Origin of the sequence: Aquipseudomonas alcaligenes (assembly GCF_003205495.1) — a bacterium.
In the GTDB taxonomy this organism is placed as follows: Bacteria; Pseudomonadota; Gammaproteobacteria; order Pseudomonadales; family Pseudomonadaceae; genus Aquipseudomonas; species Aquipseudomonas alcaligenes_B.
In genome coordinates this window covers 520214-544564 of sequence record NZ_QJRX01000002.1, presented here as the reverse complement: position 1 = coordinate 544564, position 24351 = coordinate 520214, and the positions used below count along the sequence as shown (strand labels likewise).

The following is a 24351-nucleotide window of genomic DNA, read 5'->3' as shown; positions in this document are numbered from 1 at the left end:
CGCCCATAGGCGCGCCCCCATCACCCCCTGCAAGGGAGACCCCATGCATACCTTCTTCATCGCCCCCACCGGTTTCGGCGTCGGCCTCACCTCCATCAGCCTCGGCCTGGTCCGTGCCCTGCAGCGCGCCGGGCTGAAGGTCGGCTTCTTCAAGCCGATCGCCCAGCCGCACCCCGGCGACGCCGGCCCGGAACGCTCCAGCGAGCTGATCGCGCGCACCCACGGCCTGCTGCCACCGCGCTCGCTGCCGCTGGCGAAGGTCGAGCGCATGCTCGGCGACGGCCAGCTGGACGAGCTGCTGGAGGAAATCGTCAGCCTGCACCAGCAGGCCGCCGCCGGCATGGACGTGCTGATCGTCGAGGGCATGGTGCCGACCCGCCATGCCAGCTACGCTGCGCGGGTCAACGTGCACCTGGCGCGCAGCCTGGACGCCGAGATCATCCTGGTCTCGGCCCCGGAAGGCGAGGAGCCGGAGAGCCTGACCGAGCTGTCCGACCGCATCGAGATCCAGGCCCAGCTGTTCGGCGGCCCGCAGGAGCCGAAGATGCTCGGCGTGATCCTCAACAAGGTGCGCCACCCGCAGGGCATCGAGGCCTTCACCGAGCAGCTCGGCCAGCTCTCGCCGCTGCTGCGCACCGAGAACTTCCGCCTGCTCGGCTGCATCCCCTGGCAGGACGAGCTGAATGCCCCGCGCACCCGTGATGTGGCCGAGCTGCTCGGCGCCCGGATTCTCAACGCCGGCGACTACGAGCAGCGCCGCGTACAGAAGATCGTGCTGTGCGCCCGCGCCGTGCCCAACACCGTGCAGCTGCTCAAGCCCGGCGTGCTGGTGGTGACCCCCGGCGACCGCGACGACATCATCCTCGCCGCCAGCCTGGCGGCCATGAACGGCGTGCCGCTGGCCGGCCTGCTGCTGTGCAGCGACTTCCCGCCGGCCCCGCGCATCCTCGAACTTTGCCAGGGCGCCCTGCAGGGCGGCCTGCCGGTACTGACGGTAAGCACCGGCTCCTACGACACGGCGACCAACCTCAACCGGATGAACAAGGAAATCCCGGTGGACGACCGCGAGCGCGCGGAGAAGGTCACCGAGTTCGTCGCCGGGCACATCGACCTGGACTGGCTCAAGCAGCGCTGCGGCACCCCGCGCGAGCTGCGCCTGTCGCCGCCGGCGTTCCGCTACCAGCTGGTGCGCCGCGCCCAGGAGGCGAACAAGCGCATCGTCCTGCCCGAGGGCAGCGAGCCACGCACCGTGCAGGCGGCGGCCATCTGCCAGGCCCGCGGCATCGCCCGCTGCGTGCTGCTGGCCAAGCCCGACGAGGTGTTCAAGGTGGCCAGGGCGCAAGGCATCGAACTGCCACCGGGCCTGGATATCCTCGACCCGGACCTGGTGCGCGAGCGCTACGTCGAGCCGATGGTCGAGCTGCGCAAGGGCAAGGGCCTCAACGCGCCGATGGCCCTGGCCCAGCTGGAGGACAGCGTGGTGCTGGGCACCATGATGCTGGCCCTGGACGAGGTCGACGGCCTGGTCTCCGGCGCCATCCACACCACCGCCAACACCATCCGCCCGGCCCTGCAGCTGATCAAGACGGCGCCGGGCTACAACCTGGTGTCCTCGGTGTTCTTCATGCTCCTGCCGGACCAGGTGCTGGTCTACGGCGACTGCGCGGTGAACCCCGACCCGAGCGCCGCCGAGCTGGCCGAAATCGCCCTGCAGAGCGCCGCCTCGGCCGAGGCCTTCGGCGTGCCGGCGCGGGTGGCGATGATCAGCTACTCCACCGGCGACTCCGGCAGCGGCGCCGAGGTGGAGAAGGTGCGCGAGGCCACACGCCTGGCCCGCGAGCAGAACCCGCAGCTGCTGATCGACGGCCCGCTGCAATACGACGCCGCCGCCATCGCCAGCGTCGGCCGGCAGAAGGCGCCGGACAGCCCGGTGGCCGGCCGCGCCACGGTGTTCGTGTTCCCCGACCTGAACACCGGCAACACCACCTACAAGGCGGTGCAGCGCAGCGCCGACTGCGTCAGCGTCGGCCCCATGCTGCAGGGCCTGCGCAAGCCGGTGAACGATCTGTCGCGCGGCGCGCTGGTGGACGACATAGTGTTCACCATCGCCCTCACCGCGATCCAGGCTGCGGCCAGGGGCTGAAGCCGCGCTAGCCGCCCGCGCAGGCCCGGCGGTATTCGCCGGGGCTGACGCCATAGCTCTGCTTGAACTGGCGGCTCAGGTGGCTCTGGTCGGCGAAGCCCAGCTGCATGGCCACCGCGAGCGGCGCACAGCCGGCGCGCAGCAGCGCGCGCGCCTGTTCCAGGCGGCGCTGCTTGAGCCAGGCGTGCGGCGGCAGGCCGGTGGCGCGGCGGAATACCCGGGCGAAATGGAACGGCGACAGGTTGACCGCCGCCGCCAGCTGCTCCAGCGACGGTGGCGCGGCCAGGCTGGCGGCCAGCAGCTCCTTGGCCCGCGCCACCGCCTGCGGCTCGCGCCCGGCCACGCGCGCCTCGGGAATCCGCGCGTGGCGCTGCAGCAGCGGCAGCATCACCTCGCGCCACAGGGTCTGACGCTGCAGTGCCGGGACCTGCGGGTCCTCCAGCTGGCGGTGCAGCAGCAGCAGGGCGCCGACCAGGTCGGCGTCACCATGCACGCTGCCATGGAACATCGGCGCGCTGGCATGCGGCAGCTCCAGTTCGGCGAGCAGGTCGCGGAACTGCTGCGGATGCGGATAGAACACCCGGTAGCGCCAGCCCTGCTCGCTGGCGCGGGAGCCGGTATGCACCTCGTCCGGGTTGAGCAGGGCGAAGCTGCCGGCCGCCGCCAGGTGCTCGGCGCCACGGTAGCGGTAGCGCTCGGCGCCCTCCTCCAGCACGGCGATGGCGTAGCTGTCGTGCACATGGGGGTCGAAGCAGTGCTCGATGAAGCGCGCAGACAGCAGCTCCAGGCCGCCCAGTTCGGCCACCGAGCTGAAGCGCGACTGCTCTGCCTCAGGCACCGAAGCGCGCCTCCAGGCCAGCCTTGACCTGCGGCCACTCGCTGTCGGTGATGCTGTACATCACCGTGTGGTCGAGGCGGCCGTCGGCCAGGCGCCGGTGGTTGCGCAGCAGGCCCTCGCGCACCGCGCCGAGCTTCTCGATGGCGCGCTGCGAGCGCAGGTTGCTGGCCGCGGTCTTCAGTTGCACGCGCACCAGCTGCCACTCCTCGAAGGCGTGGCGCAGCAGCAGGTACTTGATCATGCCGTTCAGGCCCGTGCCCTGCTGGCGGACGTCGAGCCAGGTGGAGCCGATCTCGGCGGCCGGCAGCACCGGGTTGAAGTCGAAGAAGCGGGTGGTGCCGACCAGCTCGCCGGCCAGGCGGATGGCGAACACCACCGCACGGCCCTCGCGGTGCTCGGCCAGGGCGCTGCGGTACCAGTCCGGGCGGCTGCTGCCGCTCATGTACTGCTGGGACTCGCGGTTGGCCTCGGCCAGGGCCAGCAGCCCCGGCAGGTCCGCCTCGCTCAGCGGTTCCAGGCGCAGGGCGCCCTGCTGCAGGGTGACGGGTTGGGGCTGGAACATCACGCGACTCCGGTAAAGCGACCACGGCCGGCCACGCTAGCAGGGGCCCGGCGGCGACTCAAGGGCGCTGCGACCATGGTCGGCCTGACGGCTGGCGGAACCCGTGCGAGACTACAGGCTCGCAGATGCCGCATCTGGAGCCCGCATGTCGCTGTCCGGCGGATTGATCGCCTTCGTCGCCCTGGCCTACATGGCCATCCTGTTCGCCATCGCCTTCTACGGCGACCGCCGCCGCACACCGCTGCCGCCGCGCCTGCGCGCCTGGGTCTACAGCCTGTCGCTGGCGGTGTACTGCACCAGCTGGACCTTCTTCGGCGCGGTCGGCCAGGCCGCCGGCGAGCTGTGGTCGTTCCTGCCGATCTACCTGGGGCCGATGATCGTCCTGCTCTTCGCCCCCTGGGTGGTGGAGAAGATGGTGGCGATCAGCAAGCAGGAGAACATCACCTCGATCGCCGACTTCATCGCCGCCCGCTACGGCAAGTCGCAGAGCCTGGCGGTGGTGGTGGCGCTGATCTGCCTGGTCGGCGTGCTGCCCTACATCGCCCTGCAGCTCAAGGGTATCGTCCTCGGCGTCAACCTGCTGGTGGGTGCCGAACCCAGCCCCAGCCGCGGCCAGGACACGGCGCTGATCGTGTCGCTGATCCTCGCCCTGTTCACCGTGCTGTTCGGCACCCGCAGCCTGGACGTCACCGAGCACCACCGCGGCATGGTGCTGGCCATCGCCTTCGAGTCGCTGGTCAAGCTGCTGGCCTTCCTCGCCGTCGGCCTGTTCGTCACCTGGGGCCTGTTCGATGGTTTCGACGAACTGCTCGCGCGCGCCAGCCAGGCGCCGGAGCTGGACGCGTTCTGGGCGCAGACCCTGAGCTGGCCGAGCATGCTGGTGCAGACCGGCCTGGCTATGCTGGCCATCATCTGCCTGCCGCGGCAGTTCCACGTCGGCGTGGTGGAGAACAACGAGGCCAGCGACCTGCGCCTGGCGCGCTGGGTGTTCCCCGCCTACCTGCTGCTGGCCGCACTGTTCGTCGTGCCCATCGCCCTGGCCGGCCAGCTGCTGCTGCCGGGCGACGTGGCGCCGGACTCCTTCGTCATCAGCCTGCCGCTGGCCGAGGCGCACCCGGCCCTGGCCCTGCTGGCCTTCATCGGTGGCGCCTCGGCGGCCACCGGCATGGTCATCGTCGAGGCGGTGGCGCTGTCGACCATGGTCTCCAACGACATGCTGCTGCCAGCCCTGCTGCGCCGGCAGAGCGCCGAACGGCCGTTCGAGGCCTTCCGCCACTGGATGCTCAGCGCGCGGCGCCTGAGCATCCTGATCATCCTGCTGCTGGCCTACGTGTGCTATCGCCTGCTCGGCTCCAACGCCAGCCTGGCCACCATCGGCCAGCTGTCGTTCGCCGCCATCGGCCAGCTGGCGCCGGCCATGTTCGGCGCCCTGGTGTGGAAGCAGGCCAACCGCCGCGGCGTGTTCGCCGGCCTGGCCGCCGGCTGCGCGCTGTGGTTCTACACTCTGCTGCTGCCGCTGGTGGCCGGCGGCCTGCGCTGGTCGCTGGACAGCTTCCCGCTGCTGCCTGAGCTGCTCTACTACCCGATCGGCTTCGAGGTCGACCCGCTGACCCGTGGTGTGGTGCTGTCGCTGGCCGGCAACTGGCTGCTGTTCGCCGGGGTCTCCTGGTTCTCCCGCACGCGGGTCTCCGAGCACTGGCAGGCCGGTCGCTTCATCGGCCTGGACACCGGCGCGCGGCCCGGCGCGCGCCACCTGCTGGCGGTGCAGGTGGCCGACCTGATGGCCCTGGCCGCGCGCTTCGTCGGCGAGGAACGGGCACGGCAGAGCTTCCTGCGCTTCTCCTACCAGCAGGACAAGCCGTTCAACCTCAGCCAGAACGCCGACAGCGAGTGGATCGCCCACACCGAGCGCCTGCTCGCCGGCGTGCTCGGCGCCTCCAGCACGCGCGCCGTGGTGCGCGCCGCCATCGAGGGGCGGGAGATGCAGGTGGAGGACGTGGTGCGCATCGTCGACGAGGCGTCCGAGGTCCTGCAGTTCAACCGCGCCCTGCTGCAAGGCGCCATCGAGAACATCACCCAGGGCATCAGCGTGGTCGACCAGAACCTGCAGCTGGTGGCCTGGAACCGTCGCTACCTGGAACTGTTCGAGTACCCCGAGGGGCTGATCGGCGTCGGCCGGCCGATCGCCGACATCATCCGCTACAACGCCGAGCGCGGCCTGTGCGGCCCCGGCGAGGTGGAAAGCCACGTGACCCGCCGCCTGCACTGGATGCGCCAGGGCAACGCGCACACCTCCGAACGGCTGTTCCCCAACGGCCGGGTCATCGAGCTGATCGGCAACCCCATGCCCGGCGGCGGCTTCGTCATGAGCTTCACCGACATCACCGCCTTCCGCGAGGCCGAGCGCGCCCTCAAGGAAGCCAACGAGGGCCTGGAGCAGCGGGTGGCCGAACGCACCCGCGAGCTGTCGCAGCTGAACCAGGCGCTTTCCGAGGCCAAGGCCGGGGCCGAGGCCGCCAACCAGTCGAAGACCCGCTTCCTCGCCGCCGTCAGCCACGACCTGATGCAGCCGCTGAACGCCGCCCGGCTGTTCTCCGCCGCCCTCGCCCACCAGCAGGACGCCCTGCCGCGCGAGGCCCGCGAGCTGGTGCGCCACCTCGACAGCTCGCTGCGCTCGGCCGAGGACCTGATCACCGACCTGCTGGACATCTCGCGCCTGGAGAGCGGGCGCATCACCCCCGAGCGCAGCCAGTTCCCCCTGGCCCAGCTGTTCGAGGCGCTCGGTGCCGAGTTCAAGGTGCTGGCCCAGGAGCAGGGCGTGGACTTCCGCATGGTGCCCTGCCGCCTGCGCATCGACAGCGACCCGCGCCTGCTGCGGCGGGTGCTGCAGAACTTCCTGACCAACGCCTTCCGCTACGCCAAGGGCCATGTACTGCTCGGCGCGCGGCGCGAGGGCGGGCAGCTGCGCCTGGAGGTGTGGGACCGCGGCCCGGGCATTCCCGAGGACAAGCGCAAGGTGATCTTCGAGGAGTTCAAGCGCCTGGACAGCCACCAGACCCGCGCCGAGAAGGGCCTGGGCCTGGGCCTGGCGATCGCCGACGGCCTCTGTCGCGTGCTCGGCCACCGCCTAGAGGTGCGCTCCTGGCCGGGCAAGGGCAGCGTGTTCAGCGTCAGCGTGCCGTTGGCCAGCAGCCAGAGCGCGGCGGGCACGGCGCTGCCGGTGAGCGAGTTGAACGGCCAGGCCCTCGGCGGCGCCCAGGTGCTGTGCATCGACAACGAGGACAGCATCCTCGCCGGCATGCACAGCCTGCTGTCGCGCTGGGGCTGCCAGGTGTGGACGGCGCGCAACCGCCTGGAGTGCGAGCACCTGCTGGACGAGGCGGTGCAACCGCAACTGGCGCTGGTCGACTACCACCTGGACGAGGGCGACACCGGCACCGAGCTGATGGCCTGGCTGCGCACCCGCCTCGGCCAGCCGCTGCCGGGTGTGGTGATCAGCGCCGATGGCCGCCCGGAGCTGGTGGCCGAGGTACACGCCGCCGGCCTCGACTACCTGGCCAAGCCGGTCAAGCCGGCCGCCCTGCGCGCCCTGATCAGCCGCCACCTGCCGTTGGAGTGAGGCCGAGCCGGGCGCGCGCCTCTGCGCTTGCGCTAGAATCCGCCGCGCCCGCCACTCGCGGCGAAGCTGACCAGGCGGTCCGCAACAGCACTTGCCGTTCAGTGCACAAGCGTTAACCTTGGCACCGGACCGACTTGCCGCAGGGAGTGCCGCAGGTATCTCGATCGCATCGGGGCACACCGCAGCCCCCAGACCCGGAGCCTCTCGCGCCCATGCTGCATTTTCTACCCCACGCGCTGCGCGGTATCGTCAGCGCCCTGCTGCTGGCCCTCAACACCCTGTTCTGGTGCTGGCCACTGTTCTTCGTCGCCCTGCTCAAGCTGCTGCTGCCGATTGCACTGGTGCAACGCGGCCTGCGTTTCGTCATGCACGGCATCGCCGAGGCCTGGATCGGCTTCAACAAGTTCTGGATGGACCTGGCCCGGCGCACCCGCTGGAATGTCGAGGGCATGCAGGGCCTGGACACGCGCCACTCCTACCTGGTGACCAGCAACCACCAGAGCTGGGTGGACATCCTGGTGCTGCAATACCTGCTCAACCGGCGCATGCCGCTGCTCAAGTTCTTCCTCAAGCAGGAGCTGATCTGGGTGCCAGTGATCGGCCTGTGCTGGTGGGCGCTGGAGTTCCCCTTCATGAAGCGCTACAGCAAGGAATACCTGGCCAGGCATCCGGAGAAGCGCGGCCAAGACCTGGCCACCACGCGCAAGGCCTGTGAGCGCTACAAGAGCAATCCGGTATCGGTGTTCAACTTCCTCGAAGGCACCCGCCTGACCCCGCAGAAGCACGCCCAGCAGCAGTCGCCCTTCCGCTACCTGCTCAAGCCCAAGGCCGGCGGCATCGCCTTCGTGCTGGATGCCATGGGCGAGCAGCTGGACGCCCTGGTCAACGTCACCATCCACTACCCGGGCGGCAACCCCGGCTTCTGGGACCTGCTGTGCGGGCGCCTGGGCGAGGTGGTGGTGCGCTTCGACAAGCTGGATATTCCGGCCGACTTCATCGGCCGCAACTACGACCAGGACGAGCAGTACCGCCTGCAGTTCCAGCAGTGGGTCAACCAGCTGTGGGAAGCCAAGGACGCCCAGCTGGCCGAACTGCACCGCCAGTTCCCGGGCTGATCGGGGCGCAGACCGACGCACTGGTCACCCGGATACACGCCGCCGGGCGACCAGCAACCCCACTCCCGGATTGCATCCGGGCTACGGGTCTGGTGTCTGCCAGTTCGCCCAGTCGAGGCGCGTCGGGAAGACCCCGGCCTGCTCGGCCTTGAGCCCGGGCGCCACCAGGAAACCCTGCATGGTGCTGCAGCGATGAGCGATCAACCAGTCGCGCTGCGCCACCGTCTCCACCCCCTCGGCGATCACTTCCAGTCCCAGGTGGTGGGCCAGGTCGATGATGGTGCTGACGATGGCCGCGTCCTTGGGCGACTCCAACATGCTGGCAATGAACAGGCGATCGATCTTCAGGGTGTCCAGCTCGAAGTGGCGCAGGTAGGCCAGCGACGAGTAGCCGGTGCCGAAGTCGTCGATGGCGATGCGCACTCCCAGCTCGCGCAGCTGGCGCAACTGCTCGCGGGTGGTGTCGAGGTCCTGCATCAGCGCGCTCTCGGTGACCTCCACCTCCAGCTGCGAGGGCTGCAGCTGGTGCCGCTCCAGCACCCGGCGCAGGTCCTCCACCAGCTGTGGCATGCCGAACTGCACCGGGCTGACGTTGAGACTGAGCAACAGCCGTTCGCCGAACTGCGCCTGCCAGGCGCGGCACTGGCGCACGCCCTGCTCGAAGATCCACTCGCCCAGGCGGTTGATCAGGCGGGTCTCCTCCAGCAGCGGGATGAACACCCCGGGGGAGATGGTCCCGGCCACCCGGTGTTCCCAGCGCAGCAGTGCCTCGAACCCGCGCAGGCGACCGCTGGCCAGGTCGATCTGCGGCTGGTAGACCAGCACGAAGTCGTCCTGTTCGATGGCCGTGCGCAGGCTCTCCTCCAGCATCAGCCGGGAACGGGCGCGACCATTCATCTCCGGGGAGAAGAAACGGTACTGCTGGCGTCCGGCGCGCTTGGCCTCGTACATGGCCATGTCCGCCGAACGCAGCAGGCCGTCCACCGTCTGCCCGCATTCCGGGTAGCAGGCGATGCCGACGCTGGCGCCCAGGGTGAACTCGACGCCATCGACCCTGTGCCGCACCGACACCAGCTCGATCAGCTTCTCCGCCACCCGCGCCGCGTCCTCCGGATGGTCGAGGGAATCCAGCAGTGCGGTGAATTCGTCGCCGCCCATGCGCGCCAGCACGTCGTAGGGGCGCAGGCAGGTCTTCAGCTGCTCGGCCACCCTGCGCAGCACCTGGTCGCCGGCGGCATGGCCGAGTGAATCATTGATCCGCTTGAAGCCGTCCAGGTCCAGGTAGAGCACGGCCATGCGCTTGCCGCTGCGGTCGATGCGCGACAGCGCGTTCTCCAGCGCCTGGTTGAAGCCGCGGCGGTTGTGCAGGCCGGTCAGCGCATCGGTGACCGCCTGCGACTCCAGCTGGGCGTGCAGGTTGCGCACCACCGACATGTCCAGGGCGATCAGCACCATGGAGTTCTGGTACTGCGGCAGCGGCGAGCAGGACAGCGCCACCGGCAGGTAGCCGCCGCTCAGGGTGGCCAGCACGGCATCGTGCATGCGGTAGGTCTGGCCGGCGCGCCAGTGGCGGTAGAACTCGGTGTCCTGCCAGTCCGCCGGTACTGCCGGGGCATGCAGGTAGGACAGCAGGCGGCTGCCCTGCAGGTCGGCCACCTCACCGTGGAGCATCTGCGCCATGGCCGGGTTGGCGAAGCGGATGATGCCGTCCTGGTCGATCACCAGGATGCCTTCGGAGGCGTTGTCCAGCACCGAGGCGTTGAAGGCGCGCTCGCTGTCCAGCTGCTGGGTCAGCAGCTGCAGTTCGTGGCGATGGCGCTCCTGCTCCAGCAGCACGCCGATCTTGTGCTTGAGCACCTTGGGGTCGAAGGGCTTGAGGATGAAATCCACCGCGCCGATGGCGTAGCCCTGCAGCACCGAGTCCTCGGTGTGGGCGATGGCAGAAAGGAAGATGATCGGCGTGTAGCGGGTGTGCGGGCTGCCGCGCATCAGGCGGGCCACCTCGAAACCGTCCATCTTCGGCATCTGCACGTCGAGCAGGACCAGGCCGACATCCTCGTCCATCATGCAGCGCAGCGCCGCCTCGCCGGAGTCGACGGTGCGCACGTTCCAGTCGCCATCACCGAGCAGCGCCTCCATCGCCACCAGGTTCTCCTCGCGGTCGTCCACCACCAGCAGCACCTGCTGGTCCATCTGTGCCTCAACCTGCAACCGAGCCATACCGACCTCCTTCGCCCGTGACCGCTCAACCCAGCGCCCGACGGGGCGCATCATTGGGTACGGCCAGCCAGCGATGCAGCATTTCCAGCAGTTCCTGGCGGCCCACCGGTTTGGCCAGGTAGTCGTCGGCGCCCGCGGTGATGCACTTCTCGCGGTCCCCCTTCATCGCATGGGCGGTCAGGGCGATCACCGGAATGCGACAATCACGCTCACCCTTGAGGATGCGCGTGGCGGTGTAGCCGTCCATGTTGGGCATGGCCATGTCCATCAGGATCAGGTCCAGCGGCTCGCGGGCGAAGACCTCCAGTGCCTCGACACCATCCTTGGCCGGCAGCACGGCCAGGCCGATCTCGTCGAGCAGCGCGGTCATGGCGTAGATGTTGCGGATGTCGTCGTCCACCAGCAGCACCCGCTTGCCGGCCAGCCCCGTGCTGTCGACCTGCGGCTCGCGCACATCGGCGAAGAAGCCCTGCAGGGCGGCGCTGAGGGGGCGCAGGTCGTCGCCGCTCTTGCGCACCACCACCGCCGAGTAGCGGCGCAGGCGCTGCAGATCCTGACGAGTGACGTCCACGCCGGTATTGATCACCACCTGGCAGCCCTGCAGTGGCCGCTCACGATGCAGCGCCTCGAGCAGGTCGAAGCCGTCCCGGTCGGGCAGGTCGAGATCGATGACCAGGGCACTGAAGTCGCGTCCGATGTAGGTCTGGATGGCCTCCTCGGCGCTGCTCACGGCGCTCACGGCGAAGCCGATCTGCAGCAGGTGCTCGCGGTAATGCTCGCGCTCGATCTCCACGTCTTCCACCAGCAGCAGCGCGCGGCTCGGCGCATCGGGCTCCACGGCGATGTGCTGGAAGACCTGCTCGAGGTCCTCGCGGGCGATCGGCTTGACCAGGTAGCGGGTGCCGTCGTCATGCCAGTCCTGCGGCTGCGGCACGCAGGACAGGATGTGCACCGGCACATCGCGGTACTGCAGCAGGCCGCGCAGGCGCCGGTAGATCTGCCAGCCGCTGATGTCCGGCAAGAGGATGTCGAGGATCACCGCGGCGAAGCGCTCGCTCTGCAGCAGGGCAATGGCCTGCTTGCCGTTGCGACAGTGCACGCTGGCGAAACCATGGGCCTGGGCCTCCTCGGCGATCACCGCAGCGAAGTTCAGGTCATCCTCGACTATCAGTATCGCCGGACCACTGCCGCTGCGCTGCGGCAGGCTGCTGGCCGACTCGTCCTCGCGGCTGTTCTGCTGCAGGGCTACCACCGGCAGCCGCACGATGAAGCGCGAGCCCTGCCCTGGCGTACTTTCCAGGCTGATCTGCCCGCCCAGCACCTCGACCAGCTGGCGGGTGATGGCCAGGCCCAGGCCGGTGCCACCGAAGCGCCGGCTGGTGGAGCCATCGATCTGCTGGAAGGCCTGGAAGATCCGCTCGTGCTGCGCCGGGTCGATGCCGATGCCACTGTCGCGGACGACGAACTGCAGGGTCTCGCGCTCTTCGTCGAGGGATACCGGCGAGCGGCCGATGGCCAGTTCCACCTCGCCGTGCTCGGTGAACTTCAGCGCGTTGGACAGCAGGTTGCGCAGGATCTGCTGCAACCGCCCGCGGTCGCTGTGGATCACCCGCGCCACACCGGGCTCGAGGTGGGTGAGCAGGCGCAGCCCCTTGATCTCGGCCATCGGCCGCAGGCTGGAATCCAGCTCCACCAGCAGGTCGTGGATGTTCACCGGTTCCAGCTTGAGCTGGACCCGGCCGGCCTCGATCTTGGCCAGGTCGAGCACGTCGTTGATCAGCTGCAGCAGGTCGTTGCCGGCCTTGTAGACGATGTCGGCGTGCTTGACCTGCTTCTCCGTGAGGTTACCGGCGACGTTGTGCTTGAGCTGCTCGCTGAGGATCAGGATGCTGTTCAGCGGCGTACGCAGCTCGTGCGACATGTTGGCGAGGAATTCGGACTTGTAGCGGTTGGCCAGGGCCAATTGCTCGGCCTGCTCGCGCAGGCGCTGCTCGGCGGCCTTGCGCTCGCTGATGTCGATGATCACTGCCTGCACCAGCAGGTCATCGCCACTGCGCAGTGGTGACAGGCCGACCTCCAGGGGAATCAGCCGGCCATCGCGGTGCTGGCCGAACAGCTCGCGGTTGCTGCCCATGCGCCGCGGCGTCGGGTCCTTGAGGAAGCCTTCGCGCAACTTCGGGTGCAGCGCACGCATGGATTCGGGCAGCAGCTTCTCCACCGGCTGGCCGAGCAGCTCGTCGCGGCTGTAACCGAACATCTGCTCGGTCTGCCGGTTGACCATGGCCACCCGCCCGGGGCCATCGACCAGCACGATGGCGTTGGGCGAGGCCTCCACCACCAGGCGGAAGCGCTCCTCGGCGGCACGCCGCTCACTGATGTCGATGATCACCGCCTGCACCAGGGTCTCCTGGCCGGAACGGATCGGCGACAGCCCGACTTCCACGGGAATCAGGCGGCCGTCGCGGTGTTGGCCGAACAGCTCGCGGTTACCGCCCATGCGCCGGTGCTCGGGAGCCTGGTGGTAGGCCTGGCGCAGTCCGACATGGCCGTGGCGCGAGCCCTCGGGAAGCAGCCGCTCCACCGGTTGGCCGAGTAACTCGGCACGCTCGTAGCCGAACATCTGCTCGGTCTGCCGATTGACCATGACCACCCGGCCCTGGCCGTCGACCAGCACGATCGCATTGGGCGAGGCCTCCACCACCAGACGGAAGCGCCCTTCGCTCTCGCGCAGGCGCTGGCTCTGGCCCTCGCTGGCCACCAGCGCACGCTCGCGCAGGTAGAGGAAGCCGCCGACCAGCAGGGACAGCAGCAGCGAGGCCAGCAGGCCGGTAACCAGGCTGATCGGCAGGCTCTGGTTGCTCACCGTGGCCTCGTAGGCCGGGGTGCTGCTGACCCGCAGTTGCCAGTCCCGCCCGTAGATGTTCAGGGTGCGCAGAGTCTCGAAGCTCGGCTGACGGGGCTGCGGGCTGCGCTCACTGAGCAGGGGTGTGTCGGCATCGGCTCGGTCGGTCAACTCGATCTCGAACAGCTCACTGCTGCTGCCGAGGATGCCGTGCATCAGATCAGCCATGCGAAATGACCCGGAAACCATGCCGAGTACCGCCTCACGCCGCTCCTCGACGCTGCTCAACGGGGCATTCAGGCGAAATACCGGCAGGTAAAGAAGCACGCCGGCCTGCACGTCCTTCTCGGTCTCCTGCTTGAGTCGTACCGGTCCGGTCAGCACCGCCTCGCCGCCATCGCGCGCGAGCTCGATGGCCTCGCGGCGCACCGGCTCGCTGTACATGTCGAAGCCGAGCACGCGGCGGTTGCGCCAATCCAGTGGATTGATGAAGTCAACGATCAGGTAGGTCTCGCGCTCGCCGGCCGGATAGACCTGGAAGTCCCCCCGGCCATCGGCGCGCGCCCGGGTCACGAAGGCCGACAGCTCGCCGGCGCGCAGGTAGCGTCCCCAGGCCAGGGCCTGGATGCCCGGGTAGTGCTCCTGCAACTGCAGCTGGTCGGTGGCGCGCTGCCATTCGCCATGGGAAACGTCGTCACTGCCGGCCAGCAGCCCGGACATGCCGCGCAGGACCATCTCGTAGGCACGCATGCGCTCCTGCACGCTGGATTCGACGCCATCCACCGCCAGGGCGAAACGACGCTCCTGCGCCTCGCGGCTACCGGCATCAAGTACCGACCACTGCCAGAACACCAGGAGGCTGAGACCGGCCAGCAACAAGAGGCTGACCAGCAGGGGAATCCAGGGCTTGCGGGGGGAGAAGTGGGGAGCACTGTCGTCCATGAGGTCTCCTGATCCGGTCCGGGCCAGCCCCGCTCACCTGAGGCACGCCCACGCTCGTGCGGTTTCGCACGCAATCTGCTGAGAGTGTAGTCAGGATTTTTTCCACTCAGACTGTGGCGACCAACGGCGCCTGGCCAGGCGCCGGAATGCACGAGGCCCCTTGCGGGGCCTCGTGGGGGTACGGTCTCAGTACTGGGCGCCAGGCAGGGGGCGCAGGGTGACTTCCACCCGGCGGTTCTGTGCCCGGCCATCGGCCGTGGCGTTGCTGGCGACCGGCTGATCGGGGCCGGCACCGCGGGTGCTGAGACGTGAAGCATCTACCCCCTGAGCCAGCAGGTAATTGGCCACGCTCTGCGCGCGGCGCTGCGACAAGTTCATGTTGTAGGCATGGCTGCCAGTGCTGTCGGTGTGGCCGACGATCTCGATGCTGTTCTGGTTGTACTGGCGGAAGGACGACGCCAGGTTGTTCAACGGCGTGTAGAAGCTGCTGGCGATGTCCGCCGAGTCGGTGGCGAAGGTGATGTTGCCGGGCATGATCAGCTGGATGGTGTCGCCCTGGCGCTGCACTTCCACGCCGGTGCCCTGCATGCTGCGGCGCAGCTCTTCTTCCTGCTTGTCGACGTAGTAGCCGTAACCGGCACCGGCAGCGCCGGCCACCGCGGCGCCGATCAGCGCGCCCTTGCCGCGGTTGTCGTGATTGATCGCGGCGCCCGCTACGGCACCGGCCAGGGCGCCCAGGCCACCGTACTTGGCGGTCTTGCTCATGCCGCCGGAGCTCTGCTGGCTCTGGCTGTCATAGGGATTCTGCGAGGCACAACCTGTCACCAGGGCGACCAGCAGGGCGGCAAGGGTCAGGCGTGTAGGGTTCAGCATGTTGTCGTGCTCCTGAAGCGAAGTAACTGGCCAGACGGACCAGCAAAGCTTAGATAGGGCTGGGGCCGAAAGATTCCCGCAGGCTCAGGCACGAATGAAGGGATTCTCGCGCATCTCGTCACCCAGGCGGGTATCCGGCCCATGACCGGTAACCACGGTGGCATCCTCGTCGAGGGTGTACAGGCGCCTGATCGAACGCTCGATAGTGGCGTAGTCGCCGCCCCACAGGTCGGTGCGACCGATACCGCGGCGGAACAGGGTGTCGCCGGCGATCAGCAGCTTGGCTGCGGGGAACCAGAAGCTGGTGGAGCCCGGCGTGTGCCCCGGCGTATGCAGCGCCACACCGCAGCCGCAGGCCAGTGCCTCGTCGTCGGCCAGCCACTGGTCCGGCGCCGGCACCGGCGTGTAAGGCACGCCGAACATGCGGCACTGCATTTCCAGGTTGTCCCAGAGGAACTGGTCGTCCTTGTGCAGGTGCAGGGTCGCGCCGGTCTTCTCCTTCATCTGCCCGGAGGCAAGGAAGTGATCGAGGTGGGCATGGGTGTGGATGATGCTGACCACCTGCAGCCCATGGGCCTCCAGGCGCGCCATGATCAACTCGGGATTGCCGCCCGGGTCCACGACTATGGCCTTCTTGGTCAGCGGGTCGCCGATGATGGTGCAATTGCACTGCAGCGGGCCGACCGGGAAGGTCTCGCGGATCAGGCTGGGTTGCGGGCTGTCGGTCATCTGGCATTCTCCTCGGTCAGGGGCCGCGCACGATAATCCTTGGGCGCCCTGCCCGTCCATTTGCGGAAGGCGCGACGGAAGTTGGAAGGGTCGCTGAAGCCCAGCAGCTGGGCGATCTCGAACAGCGGCAGGTGGGTGGTCTGCAGGTACTGCAGGGCCAGGCGCTTGCGCACCTCGTCGAGTACTTGCTGGTAGCTGGTGCCATGGGCGGCCAGGTGGCGGCGCAGGCTGCGCCCACTGGTGTGCAGGGCACGGGCGGCGCTGTCCAGGCTGGGGAAGTCCCCGGGGCGCGCCAGCAGCAGGCGGCGCAGACGGCTGAGCAGGCCCTCCTGCACGTCCAGACTGGCCAATAGCGCTTCGCACTGCTGCTCGCACATCTGCATGGTGGCCGGATTGGCCAACGCCATGGGGCGCGCCAGGTAGTGCCGCGGCAGGCGGAACCAGTGCCAGGGCTGCTCGAAAACGGCAGCGCGGCCAAAGACCTGGCGATAGAGCTGGGCATGCCCGGGGGCGGGATAGGCGAAACCGACCTCGACTCCCTGCGGCCGCTCGCCGAGCAGGAACTGGGCAATGCTGTAGAGGCTGCCGAACAGGCCCTCGGCGGCGAAGCGGCTGAGCGTGCCCAAGGGGATCGACTCACTGGCGCGCAGTTCCAGCCAGTCGCTGCTGTCCACCAGTTCCAGCTCGAAGGTCAGCCCCAGCACCCGGTAATAGCGCAGGGCGAACTGGATGGCACGCCCCAGGTCGGCGCTGGACAGCAGCGCGTAGCCGAGGATGCCGTGGGCCGAAGCGTTCAGACGCCGACCGAGGAGCAACCCAAGGGCGGGCTCATCGCAGAGCAACAGCGCGGCACTGGCCAGCAGGTGAAAGTCGGCCAGGCTAAGGCGCCCGGTGGGGTTGTTCAGCACTTGCTGGCGCACTCCCGCCTGCGTCAGCAGCCGCTCGCGCGGCACGCCGAGTTCCTCGCACAAGGCCAGCAGAGCCTCGGCATAAGCCTGCGGCACCAATTCGGCATTCAGGTTCAGCGGCTTGTTCATGACGGATGCACTGGCCAGATATGACCTGAATATTGGCTGAAGATAACCTTGCCCGGAAAAAGTCGGCAAGCCCATAGTCCACTCAGCCCATAACGATAAGAATGGAGGCCACGGCATGGCCAGCCCCCCCGATCTGCAGATCCGCCCCCGTCAGCCGGAATTTGCCCTGCCCTCGCCCTGGGCCCGGCACTGGCATGGCGGTGACGCCTTCAAGAGTCACTTCTTCGATGCCATGTCGCTGCTGTTCCCGGATGGTGAGCGTTTCTTCATCGACTCGGTGCGCGCCTATCGCGATCAGGTCAGCGACCCGCAGCAGCTTGCGCAGATCCGCGGCTTCATCGGCCAGGAAGCCCATCACAGCCGCGAGCACGAACACTACAACGAGGCCCTGCGCGGTTGCGGCTACGACCTGGACTATCTGGAGCGCCGCCTGAAAAAGCGCCTGGCCTTCGTGCGCAAGCATCTGCCACCCAAGGTGCACCTGGCCGCAACGGTAGCGGTGGAGCACCTGACCGCGATCATGGCCGACGCCATTCTGCAGAACCCGGACTGGCTGGATGGGGCTGATGCGCAGATGGCGCGCCTGTGGCGCTGGCATGCACTGGAGGAAAGCGAGCACAAGGCGGTTGCCTTCGACCTTTACCAGCAGGTCTGCGGCAAAGTATGGCTGCGTCGCCGCGCCATGCTGCAGAGTACCTTCTTCTTCACCCTGGACACCTTCAAGGGCCTGGTACACATGCTGCGGCGCGATGGCCAGCTATGGCACTGGCGACTGTGGCGCGACGGCCTGGCCTGGCTGTGGGGGCACCGTGGCATTTTGCGGCCTCTGGTACGCGCCTACTGCGACTTCTACCGGGCCGACTTCCACCCCTGGCAGCACGACAATCTGCAGCTGATCCTGGAGCGGCGCCGCGAATTCGATGCTGAGGGCGTGCTCAACTGAGCAGCCCCAGAGCCTTGGCACGGGCCACAGCCTGGGTGCGCCGCTCGACGCCGAGCTTGCTGTTGATGTGGCGGGCATGCGTCTTGACGGTGTGCAGGGAGATGAACAGGCGTTCGCTGATTTCCTGGTTTGAGCAGCCCAGGGCGATCAGGCGCAATACCGCCAGCTCGCGAGTGCTGAGCGCTTCCGCGGCCCCCGGCGCCAACGGCTGCACCTCGGCCTCTGCTGGCAGGCACTGGCGCAATGCTTCGGTCAGCGGCGTAAGCGGTGCCATCTGCAACTGCGTACGCAACCACGCCGGCTGGTGCATCAGCAACTCGTGAAAGGGCAGCAGAGTTCCGCCGCTGGCCGCTTCGAGGCTGGCCTGCAGCTGCAGTTGAGCCTCGCGCTCGCGACCACCGGCATACAGCAGCAGGCTCAGCTGGACCTGGGCGAACACCCCCAGCAGCTGCCCACCCTGTGCCTGGGCCCGCAGCACCAGAGCACGCAGCCGACGCTCGGCGGCCTCACCCTGCCCCTGCCGGCGCTCCAGCGCGGCACGCTGCAACTCAATGTGCAACGGCAGCTGCGGATGGAACTCCGGCGCCGCCGCGGCCTGCTCGCCGCTGTAGGTCTCGGCCAGGCGCAGCAACCAGGCATTGGCCAGGTCGATCTGCCCCTGGCTGAGCCAGAGCTCACACTTGGTCACCGTGATCATCGCCAGGTAATAGACCGGCGGCACATCCCAGATATGCATCAACCGCTCGGCCTCGGCCAACTCGGCAAAGGCCTCGTTGAACCGGCCCTGGCGCCCCTCCTGGCTGGCCAGGATGCAGTAGCCCACCAGCAGGCTGATGTCGCGGCAGCTGCGCGCCTCGGCAATCCCCGCCCTTAGTTTCTGCCGCGCTTCGTCGGGGCGCAGACGCAGGGCCAGCAGGAAACCTTCGTACAGGGTCAGGCGGGCACGCACCGCGTAGACCTTCTGCGCCGACAAGCCGCGCAGGCGCTCCTGGCCGGAGCGAACCTCTTCGAGTGCCCGCACGATCTCGCCACGCGCCAGCAGCACGCGGCCACGATCATAGAGGCAGAGCGCTTCGAACAGAGGGTTGCTCTGCCGCTGAGCCAGTTCCAGCGCCTCACGATTGAGGCCGCGAGCACGCCACAGGTCACCACGCACCACGGCCAGGTTGGCCAGGGTCGAAAGGCACAGCAGGCGCGAGCCATAGTGCTCCGTGGGCATCGCAGCCAGCGCTTCGCCACAGTAGGCCTCGGCCTGCTGACTGTCGCCGCGCCCACGAGCGATCACACCGCTGATGGCCAGCCACTGGGCCAGCAGCGACTGCTGTTCGGCCTGGCTCGGCGCCGGCAGGAAACGCACCAGCTGATTGGCCAGATCCTCGGCCGCATCCAGTTGGCAGGCCAGGGCCAGCGCCCAGCTGTACAGCAGGATCAGGCGCGGTGTACTGGTCAGCAAGCTGTCGGGCAGGTCCATCTTCCAGCGCAACAACATGGCGACATTCTGCTCGGCCAGCAGATGCTCCTCGGAAAAGTTCTGCACCAGACTGGCCGCCACGTCAGGCTGACCGGCACGCAGGGCCTGCTCCACCGCCTCGTCCAGCAAACCCTGGCTGCTGAACCAGCGACAGGCACGCAGGTGCATACTGGCTGGCGGCAAGGACAGCTGATGGCTGGGACTGGCCCGCAGCAGGTCGGAAAACAGGTGGTGATAGCGGAACCAGCGCCCCTGCTCGTCCAGCGGCACCAGAAATACCTGATGTGCCTGCAGATACTGGAGGATGGCCGCGCTGTCGCCACTGTCGCGCACCGCATCACACAACTCGGCGCAGAAGCGCTCCAGACAAGCCGTGTCGTAGAGAAAAGCCTGCAGCTCGGGCGGCTGGCGCTCGATCACTTCTTCCAGCAGGTAGTCACGCACCATGCCCTGAGCGCCGTGCAGGTCACTCCCACCCTCGCCGGCAGTGAGTAGCCAGAGGCGCAGCCCGGCGACCCAGCCCTCGCTGCGCTGCAGCAGGCTATCGACCTGCTCGGCTGGCAGATCGGCGCCCTGCGCCAGCAACAGGGCGCGGGTTTCTTCCGGGGTCAGGCGCAGGTCCTGTTCCTGCAGTTCCAGCAGCTGGCGCGACAGGCGCAGGCGTGCCAGGTGCCAGTCCGGACGCTGGCGGCTGGTCACCAGCACCAGCATGCCGGCCGGCAGGTGATTGAGGAAGAACTGCAGGCAACGATCCAGCACCGCGCCCTGGGCCAGGTGGTAGTCATCCAGCACCAGCAGCAGAGGTTGTTGCGGGTCCAGGCACTCGCCCAGTTCGTCGAGCAGGCCGTCCAGCCACTCCTCGAAGGCAAACGGCTGGTGGCGCTGGCGCATCTTGAGCATGCCCAGAGCCTCATCGCCTATCCGCGGGAAAAACTGACGCAGGCCCTCCAGCAGGCGTTCGAGAAAACGCCCGGGGTCGCCGTCACGTCGGCTCAGCCCTAGCCAGAGACTTTGCCAATGTGCAGGGAGACGCTCGCAGAACTCCACGGCCAGGGAACTCTTGCCGAATCCAGCGGGGGCACTGATCAGCAGCAGGCGACCCTCGCGCCCTTCCTCCAACCGCTCGCACAGTCGCGGGCGGCGAACATGGCCGGCAGGCAGAGGCGGACGAAAGAAGCGCCCCTCGCCCGAAGAGCTCGGGAGGCTGGCAAAGGCGGGAGAGCGGGACAGATCGGTCACGAGAGCATCGGGGTCATCGGCGACAGCGCAATGCCCGCAGCCTATCCCCTTGGCACGCGCATTTGAAGCCCGGCGCGTGTGGAGGAAAAGAAAAAGCCGGCACTAGGCCGGCTTTTTCGAGTGACGCGAGGATTAACGCACGCCAGCCTGACGCAGAGCAGCCGGGGTGTAATCGCTGGACGAAGCCTTGTAGTTGAAGTCGTAGGACTGCTTCTCCTCGTTCTTCATACCCAGGGCCAGGTAACGACCAGAGATGATGTCGTGCAGGGTTTCCACGGTGTACCACGGCACTTGCTTGTCGTAGTAGTACTGGGCATGAGCCTCGGCGACACGCCACAGGGCGCCACGACCGTCGTAATGGTCGATCACCGCGGCCTGCCAGGTGTCCTCGTCGATGAACACATCACGCTTGGCGTAGATGTGACGCTCGCCGGCCTTCAGGGTACCGGTCACGTGCCAGACGCGGTGCAGCTCGTAGCGAGTGTGCTCCGGGTTCAGGTGGCCGGCCTTGATGATGTCGGCATACTTCAGCTTCGGCGAGTCCAGCTTGTAGGAGTTGTACGGGATGTAGATCTCCTTCTTGCCGTTCAGCTTCCAGTCGTAACGATCCGGAGCGCCGTTGTACATGTCGAAGTTGTCGGAAGTACGCAGGCCGTCGGCGGCGGTACCCGGACCGTCGTAGGACACCTGCGGGGCACGACGCACGCGACGCTGACCGGCGTTGTACAGCCAGGCCAGACGCGGCTCCTTCACCTGGTTCAGGGTCTCGTGGACCAGCAGTACGTTACCAGCCAGACGCGCCGGCGCAGTCACGCGCTGCTTGAAGTAGAACAGGATGTTGCTCGGCTTGCTCGGGTCGTAGTCGGTCAGGCTGGTCGGGAAGGTGAACTCGTCCTGGAAATACACCAGACTGTAGGAACCGTTGGCCTGCGGAGTGGCCTGGGTCACCAGGCGACGCACGCTACCACCACGATAGCGGGTGATCTGGTTCCAGATCGCTTCCAGACCGTTCTGCGGGATCGGGAAGGGGTAAGCGGTCTTGAAGTTCTCCAGACCGTTACCGCCCTCGACCAGCTTGGTATTGGTCGCGTTGATCTTCACATCGTCCAGCACGCTCTGCGGAGCAGTGGCGGAGCGATGAGTCGGATACACCGGGATCTTGAAGCTGTCCGGGTAGCGCTTGAACATGGCGACCTGGCCGGGAGTCAGCTTGTCCTTGTACTGGTCGACATTCTGCGCGGTGATGGTGAACAGCGGCTGCTCACTGGAGAACGGATCGCTGAGGAAGCCGCGGTCATCGGCGGTACCGGCATTCTTGGGCAGACCGCCGGTCCACTCGGGAATGGAGCCATCGGCGTTACCGGCCCTCTCAGCGCCCAGCGGAGTCAGGGTGGAGCCCAGCTTGGCAGCTTCATCGGCGGAAACGGCAGCCATCACGCTGGTGGCGAGCATGGACAGCGCCAGCACACCCGACTGCAACAGTGCTTTTTTAGATTTCATCTGCATAGTCATCCTTATTCTTGTTCTGCGCTTAGAAGCTCACGCCCACGCTGAAGGCGAGGAAGTCACGATCAACAGCCGTGTTGTACTTACCACCAAAGAAATCGGTGTAAGACAGGCTGGCGGTGTAGGTGTTCTGGTACTCGGCATCCAGACCCAGGCTGACGGCCTTGGCACCCTCGGTGAACAAGCCATTGGGACCATAACCATTCACGTCATGCGACCAAGCAACGCTCGGACGCAGGTTCACACCGGCGAATACATCCGGGTAGTCCCAGATAGCTCGAGCGCGATAGCCCCATGCGGTGGTTGTCACAAAGCCATCGTCCTCACAGTACTTACTAACGTTTTCGGCGTTCGCACTACCAAGGGTCGAAACGTTCAGGCCAGTACATGCGGGGAAAACTCCACCCGGGGTTGCAGCGCCATTGACGTCATAGTTGCCAGGAAGCGGGCCCGGACCGTAGATGGGGTCGCGACCATAGCGAAGCTCATCGGAGTTCTCCAGGCCGCCGACATGCACCACACCGATCTCACCAACCAGAGTCAAGCGGCTAGCGCCCATGACCTGATCGAAGAAGTGAGTGAGGGTGGTCTGGAACTGCGTGATTTCCTTGCGGCGGTATCCATTGGCAGTAGACCCTGCCGTAGCATCCAGCAGCGAGACATTATTGATGCCACTGGCCACATAGCCCGGACCGACAGTCGCCAATTGCCCCAGAGGCTTGAGACCCGCATAGAGCACATCAGTGGTATTGAGCTGCACCGGAGCATTCGGACGATAGCTCAACTCGCCAGCCCAGGCAGTACCTGTCGGTAGAGTGGTCGAGAAACTCAAACCATACAGGCGGATATCCTCGGGATATTCCATGAAGTAGCTGCCAGAACCAGCTGCTGCCAAGGAAGCCAGACTGGCACGAGTGGCCGTCAAGCCACCGCCACCAGGACCCGCAAGAATGTAATTTCGGATTGCGGCATAATCGGCAACACTGCCGGACTGGCCGCTAAAGATCGGCGTACGACTGTGGTAGTTCATGAAATAGCCGCCAAACTCTGTATCCAGCGGCTCAAAGAAATAACGAAGAGCAACACCGAACTGCCCGCTGTCACGAGCGTCCTTGTCACCAGAGCGACGTACGATGACACCTTCGTCCGGAGAACCCCAGTCAGTACCCAGAGCATTCAAAGCAGCAATCTGTGCATTAGTCAGAGCCACACCAAGCGGGGCCAGAGTATTGCGCAAGGAAGTTTCGCTACGAAGCACGGCAAGGTTGCTATCACAACCGTCGGCAACAATGTCAGGCTGCGCGAAGAAGGTGCCGCAGTTATCTGTAACTGTCTGATCCCACTCAAGCTGATAAAACGCTTCGGCAGAGAGATTATCGGTCAGGCTCTGCGACACATAAAACATATTGACCGGGATCAGACCTTCCTTGATCTCGGCACCAGGGCGACGAAAGGCAGCTGCATCGACCGGGTTAATGGCGTTGATACTATTCTGGATGAAGGTACTTTCACCCCAGCTCACCACCTGCTTACCGAGACGCACGGAACCCGGCTGATCAGCAATCGCATAGTTGTGATAAACGAAGGCGTCAAGAATCTCGGCGCCGGAGGACTGGGCACCCTCTTTGCGATTGGAGTCGTCGATATCCTTGAACAGACGGCTCTCATCCTTCAGTTCGAAGTCATACCAGTATTTGCCACGAACAAATACACCGGTATCGCCGTACTTGAGCTCAAGATCGTGAATACCCTTGAAGATCTTGGAGAAGGTCTCACCCTTCTTGAAGTTCAAATGGCTGTCGTCGGAGGTCTGGGAAAGGCCGTCACCGCCGTTATTCACACCGATCAGGTCAGGGTCGGCACCGCGCATCGACCAGCTGGCACCCACAGACAGAGAAGAATCCAGCTGACCTTCGATCTCACCGATATTGAAAGACACGGCATAAGCCGGGGCAGCGAGGGTGGAGGCAAGGCTGACTGCCAGCGGCAGCTTGGCCAGACGCCAGAAGGGTTTGGTTTTTGTCATCGACGCTACTCCATGTGTTTTTTGTTATGGATGCTGCGGACTATAGCCACGCCCCCCCGAGGCTTGATCCCCCGAAAGTGTGATTTCCAGCCCCCAACCTCTCTAGACCGGCGGGTCACGAACGTCCCACCCACCGAACTTGACCCAACAAAGCAATTAACAAGCCAAACGCTCGTTTGAGACCAATATCCCCGCAGTCATCTGCAGGTGGGGCTCATCCACCATCACGCCCCCCCCAATGCCCCT

14 protein-coding genes are annotated in these 24351 nt (G+C 66.7%); 4 read left to right on the top strand and 10 right to left on the bottom strand.

The features are described from left to right. Nucleotides 1–43 precede the first annotated feature (43 nt). Nucleotides 44–2143, top strand: a complete 2100-nt coding sequence (gene pta, locus DMO17_RS05225) for a phosphate acetyltransferase (RefSeq protein ID WP_110681352.1) — start codon at nucleotides 44–46, stop codon at nucleotides 2141–2143. A 7-nt stretch (nucleotides 2144–2150) separates the two neighbouring features. Here the strand turns inward: pta and DMO17_RS05220 are convergent, their stop codons facing one another. Together DMO17_RS05220 and DMO17_RS05215 are read right to left on the bottom strand one after the other, a co-directional pair. Beyond that, the gene (locus DMO17_RS05220; RefSeq protein ID WP_110681350.1) at nucleotides 2151–2981 is read right to left on the bottom strand and encodes a helix-turn-helix transcriptional regulator; all 831 of its coding nucleotides are present in this window, start codon (nucleotides 2979–2981) and stop codon (nucleotides 2151–2153) included. Next, on the bottom strand, nucleotides 2974–3543 hold the full coding sequence (locus DMO17_RS05215) for a GNAT family N-acetyltransferase (RefSeq protein ID WP_110681348.1): 570 nt from the start codon (nucleotides 3541–3543) through the stop codon (nucleotides 2974–2976). The genes DMO17_RS05220 and DMO17_RS05215 overlap by 8 nt, the downstream gene beginning before the upstream one ends. A gap of 145 nt (nucleotides 3544–3688) precedes the next feature. Here DMO17_RS05215 and DMO17_RS05210 point away from each other — a divergent pair, with 145 nt between their 5' ends. After that, nucleotides 3689–7162 carry a hybrid sensor histidine kinase/response regulator gene (locus tag DMO17_RS05210; protein WP_110681347.1) on the top strand — a complete coding sequence of 1158 codons (3474 nt, stop codon included), beginning with the start codon at nucleotides 3689–3691 and terminating at the stop codon, nucleotides 7160–7162. 212 nt (nucleotides 7163–7374) lie between these two features. Next, nucleotides 7375–8277 carry an acyltransferase gene (locus DMO17_RS05205; RefSeq protein WP_110681345.1) on the top strand — a complete coding sequence of 301 codons (903 nt, stop codon included), beginning with the start codon at nucleotides 7375–7377 and terminating at the stop codon, nucleotides 8275–8277. Nucleotides 8278–8358: 81 nt separating this feature from the next. On the opposite strand, the gene DMO17_RS05200 is transcribed toward DMO17_RS05205, so the two are convergent. The 5 genes from DMO17_RS05200 to DMO17_RS05180 all read right to left on the bottom strand — a co-directional run bounded on the left by DMO17_RS05200 (nucleotide 8359) and on the right by DMO17_RS05180 (nucleotide 16920). Next, a complete protein-coding gene (locus tag DMO17_RS05200) occupies nucleotides 8359–10497 on the bottom strand; it encodes a putative bifunctional diguanylate cyclase/phosphodiesterase (RefSeq protein ID WP_110681343.1) in 2139 nt (712 codons plus the stop codon). A 25-nt stretch (nucleotides 10498–10522) separates the two neighbouring features. Next, nucleotides 10523–14281 carry a PAS domain S-box protein gene (locus tag DMO17_RS05195; protein ID WP_110681341.1) on the bottom strand — a complete coding sequence of 1253 codons (3759 nt, stop codon included), beginning with the start codon at nucleotides 14279–14281 and terminating at the stop codon, nucleotides 10523–10525. 186 nt (nucleotides 14282–14467) lie between these two features. Further along, nucleotides 14468–15154, bottom strand: a complete 687-nt coding sequence (locus tag DMO17_RS05190) for a YiaD family glycine zipper/OmpA-like lipoprotein (protein WP_110681339.1) — start codon at nucleotides 15152–15154, stop codon at nucleotides 14468–14470. 84 nt (nucleotides 15155–15238) lie between these two features. Next, nucleotides 15239–15883: an MBL fold metallo-hydrolase gene (locus DMO17_RS05185; protein ID WP_110681337.1), complete on the bottom strand. Its 645-nt coding sequence runs from the start codon at nucleotides 15881–15883 to the stop codon at nucleotides 15239–15241. Then, nucleotides 15880–16920 carry an AraC family transcriptional regulator gene (locus DMO17_RS05180; RefSeq protein ID WP_110681336.1) on the bottom strand — a complete coding sequence of 347 codons (1041 nt, stop codon included), beginning with the start codon at nucleotides 16918–16920 and terminating at the stop codon, nucleotides 15880–15882. Before DMO17_RS05180 ends, DMO17_RS05185 begins: the two co-directional genes overlap by 4 nt. Nucleotides 16921–17035: 115 nt before the next feature. Between DMO17_RS05180 and DMO17_RS05175 the strand changes: the two genes are divergently transcribed. Beyond that, complete coding sequence (locus DMO17_RS05175) at nucleotides 17036–17863, top strand: metal-dependent hydrolase (protein WP_110681334.1); 828 nt, start codon at nucleotides 17036–17038, stop codon at nucleotides 17861–17863. Here DMO17_RS05175 and DMO17_RS05170 read toward each other — a convergent pair. From DMO17_RS05170 to DMO17_RS05160, 3 genes are all read right to left on the bottom strand, one after another. Next, the gene (locus tag DMO17_RS05170; RefSeq protein WP_110681332.1) at nucleotides 17856–20573 is read right to left on the bottom strand and encodes a LuxR C-terminal-related transcriptional regulator; all 2718 of its coding nucleotides are present in this window, start codon (nucleotides 20571–20573) and stop codon (nucleotides 17856–17858) included. The genes DMO17_RS05175 and DMO17_RS05170 overlap by 8 nt on opposite strands. Nucleotides 20574–20705: 132 nt before the next feature. Continuing rightward, on the bottom strand, nucleotides 20706–22073 hold the full coding sequence (locus DMO17_RS05165; protein ID WP_110681386.1) for a DUF1329 domain-containing protein: 1368 nt from the start codon (nucleotides 22071–22073) through the stop codon (nucleotides 20706–20708). A gap of 31 nt (nucleotides 22074–22104) precedes the next feature. After that, nucleotides 22105–24105 (bottom strand): DUF1302 domain-containing protein, encoded by a 2001-nt coding sequence (locus tag DMO17_RS05160; RefSeq protein WP_110681331.1) that lies wholly within the window; start codon nucleotides 24103–24105, stop codon nucleotides 22105–22107. Nucleotides 24106–24351 lie beyond the last annotated feature (246 nt).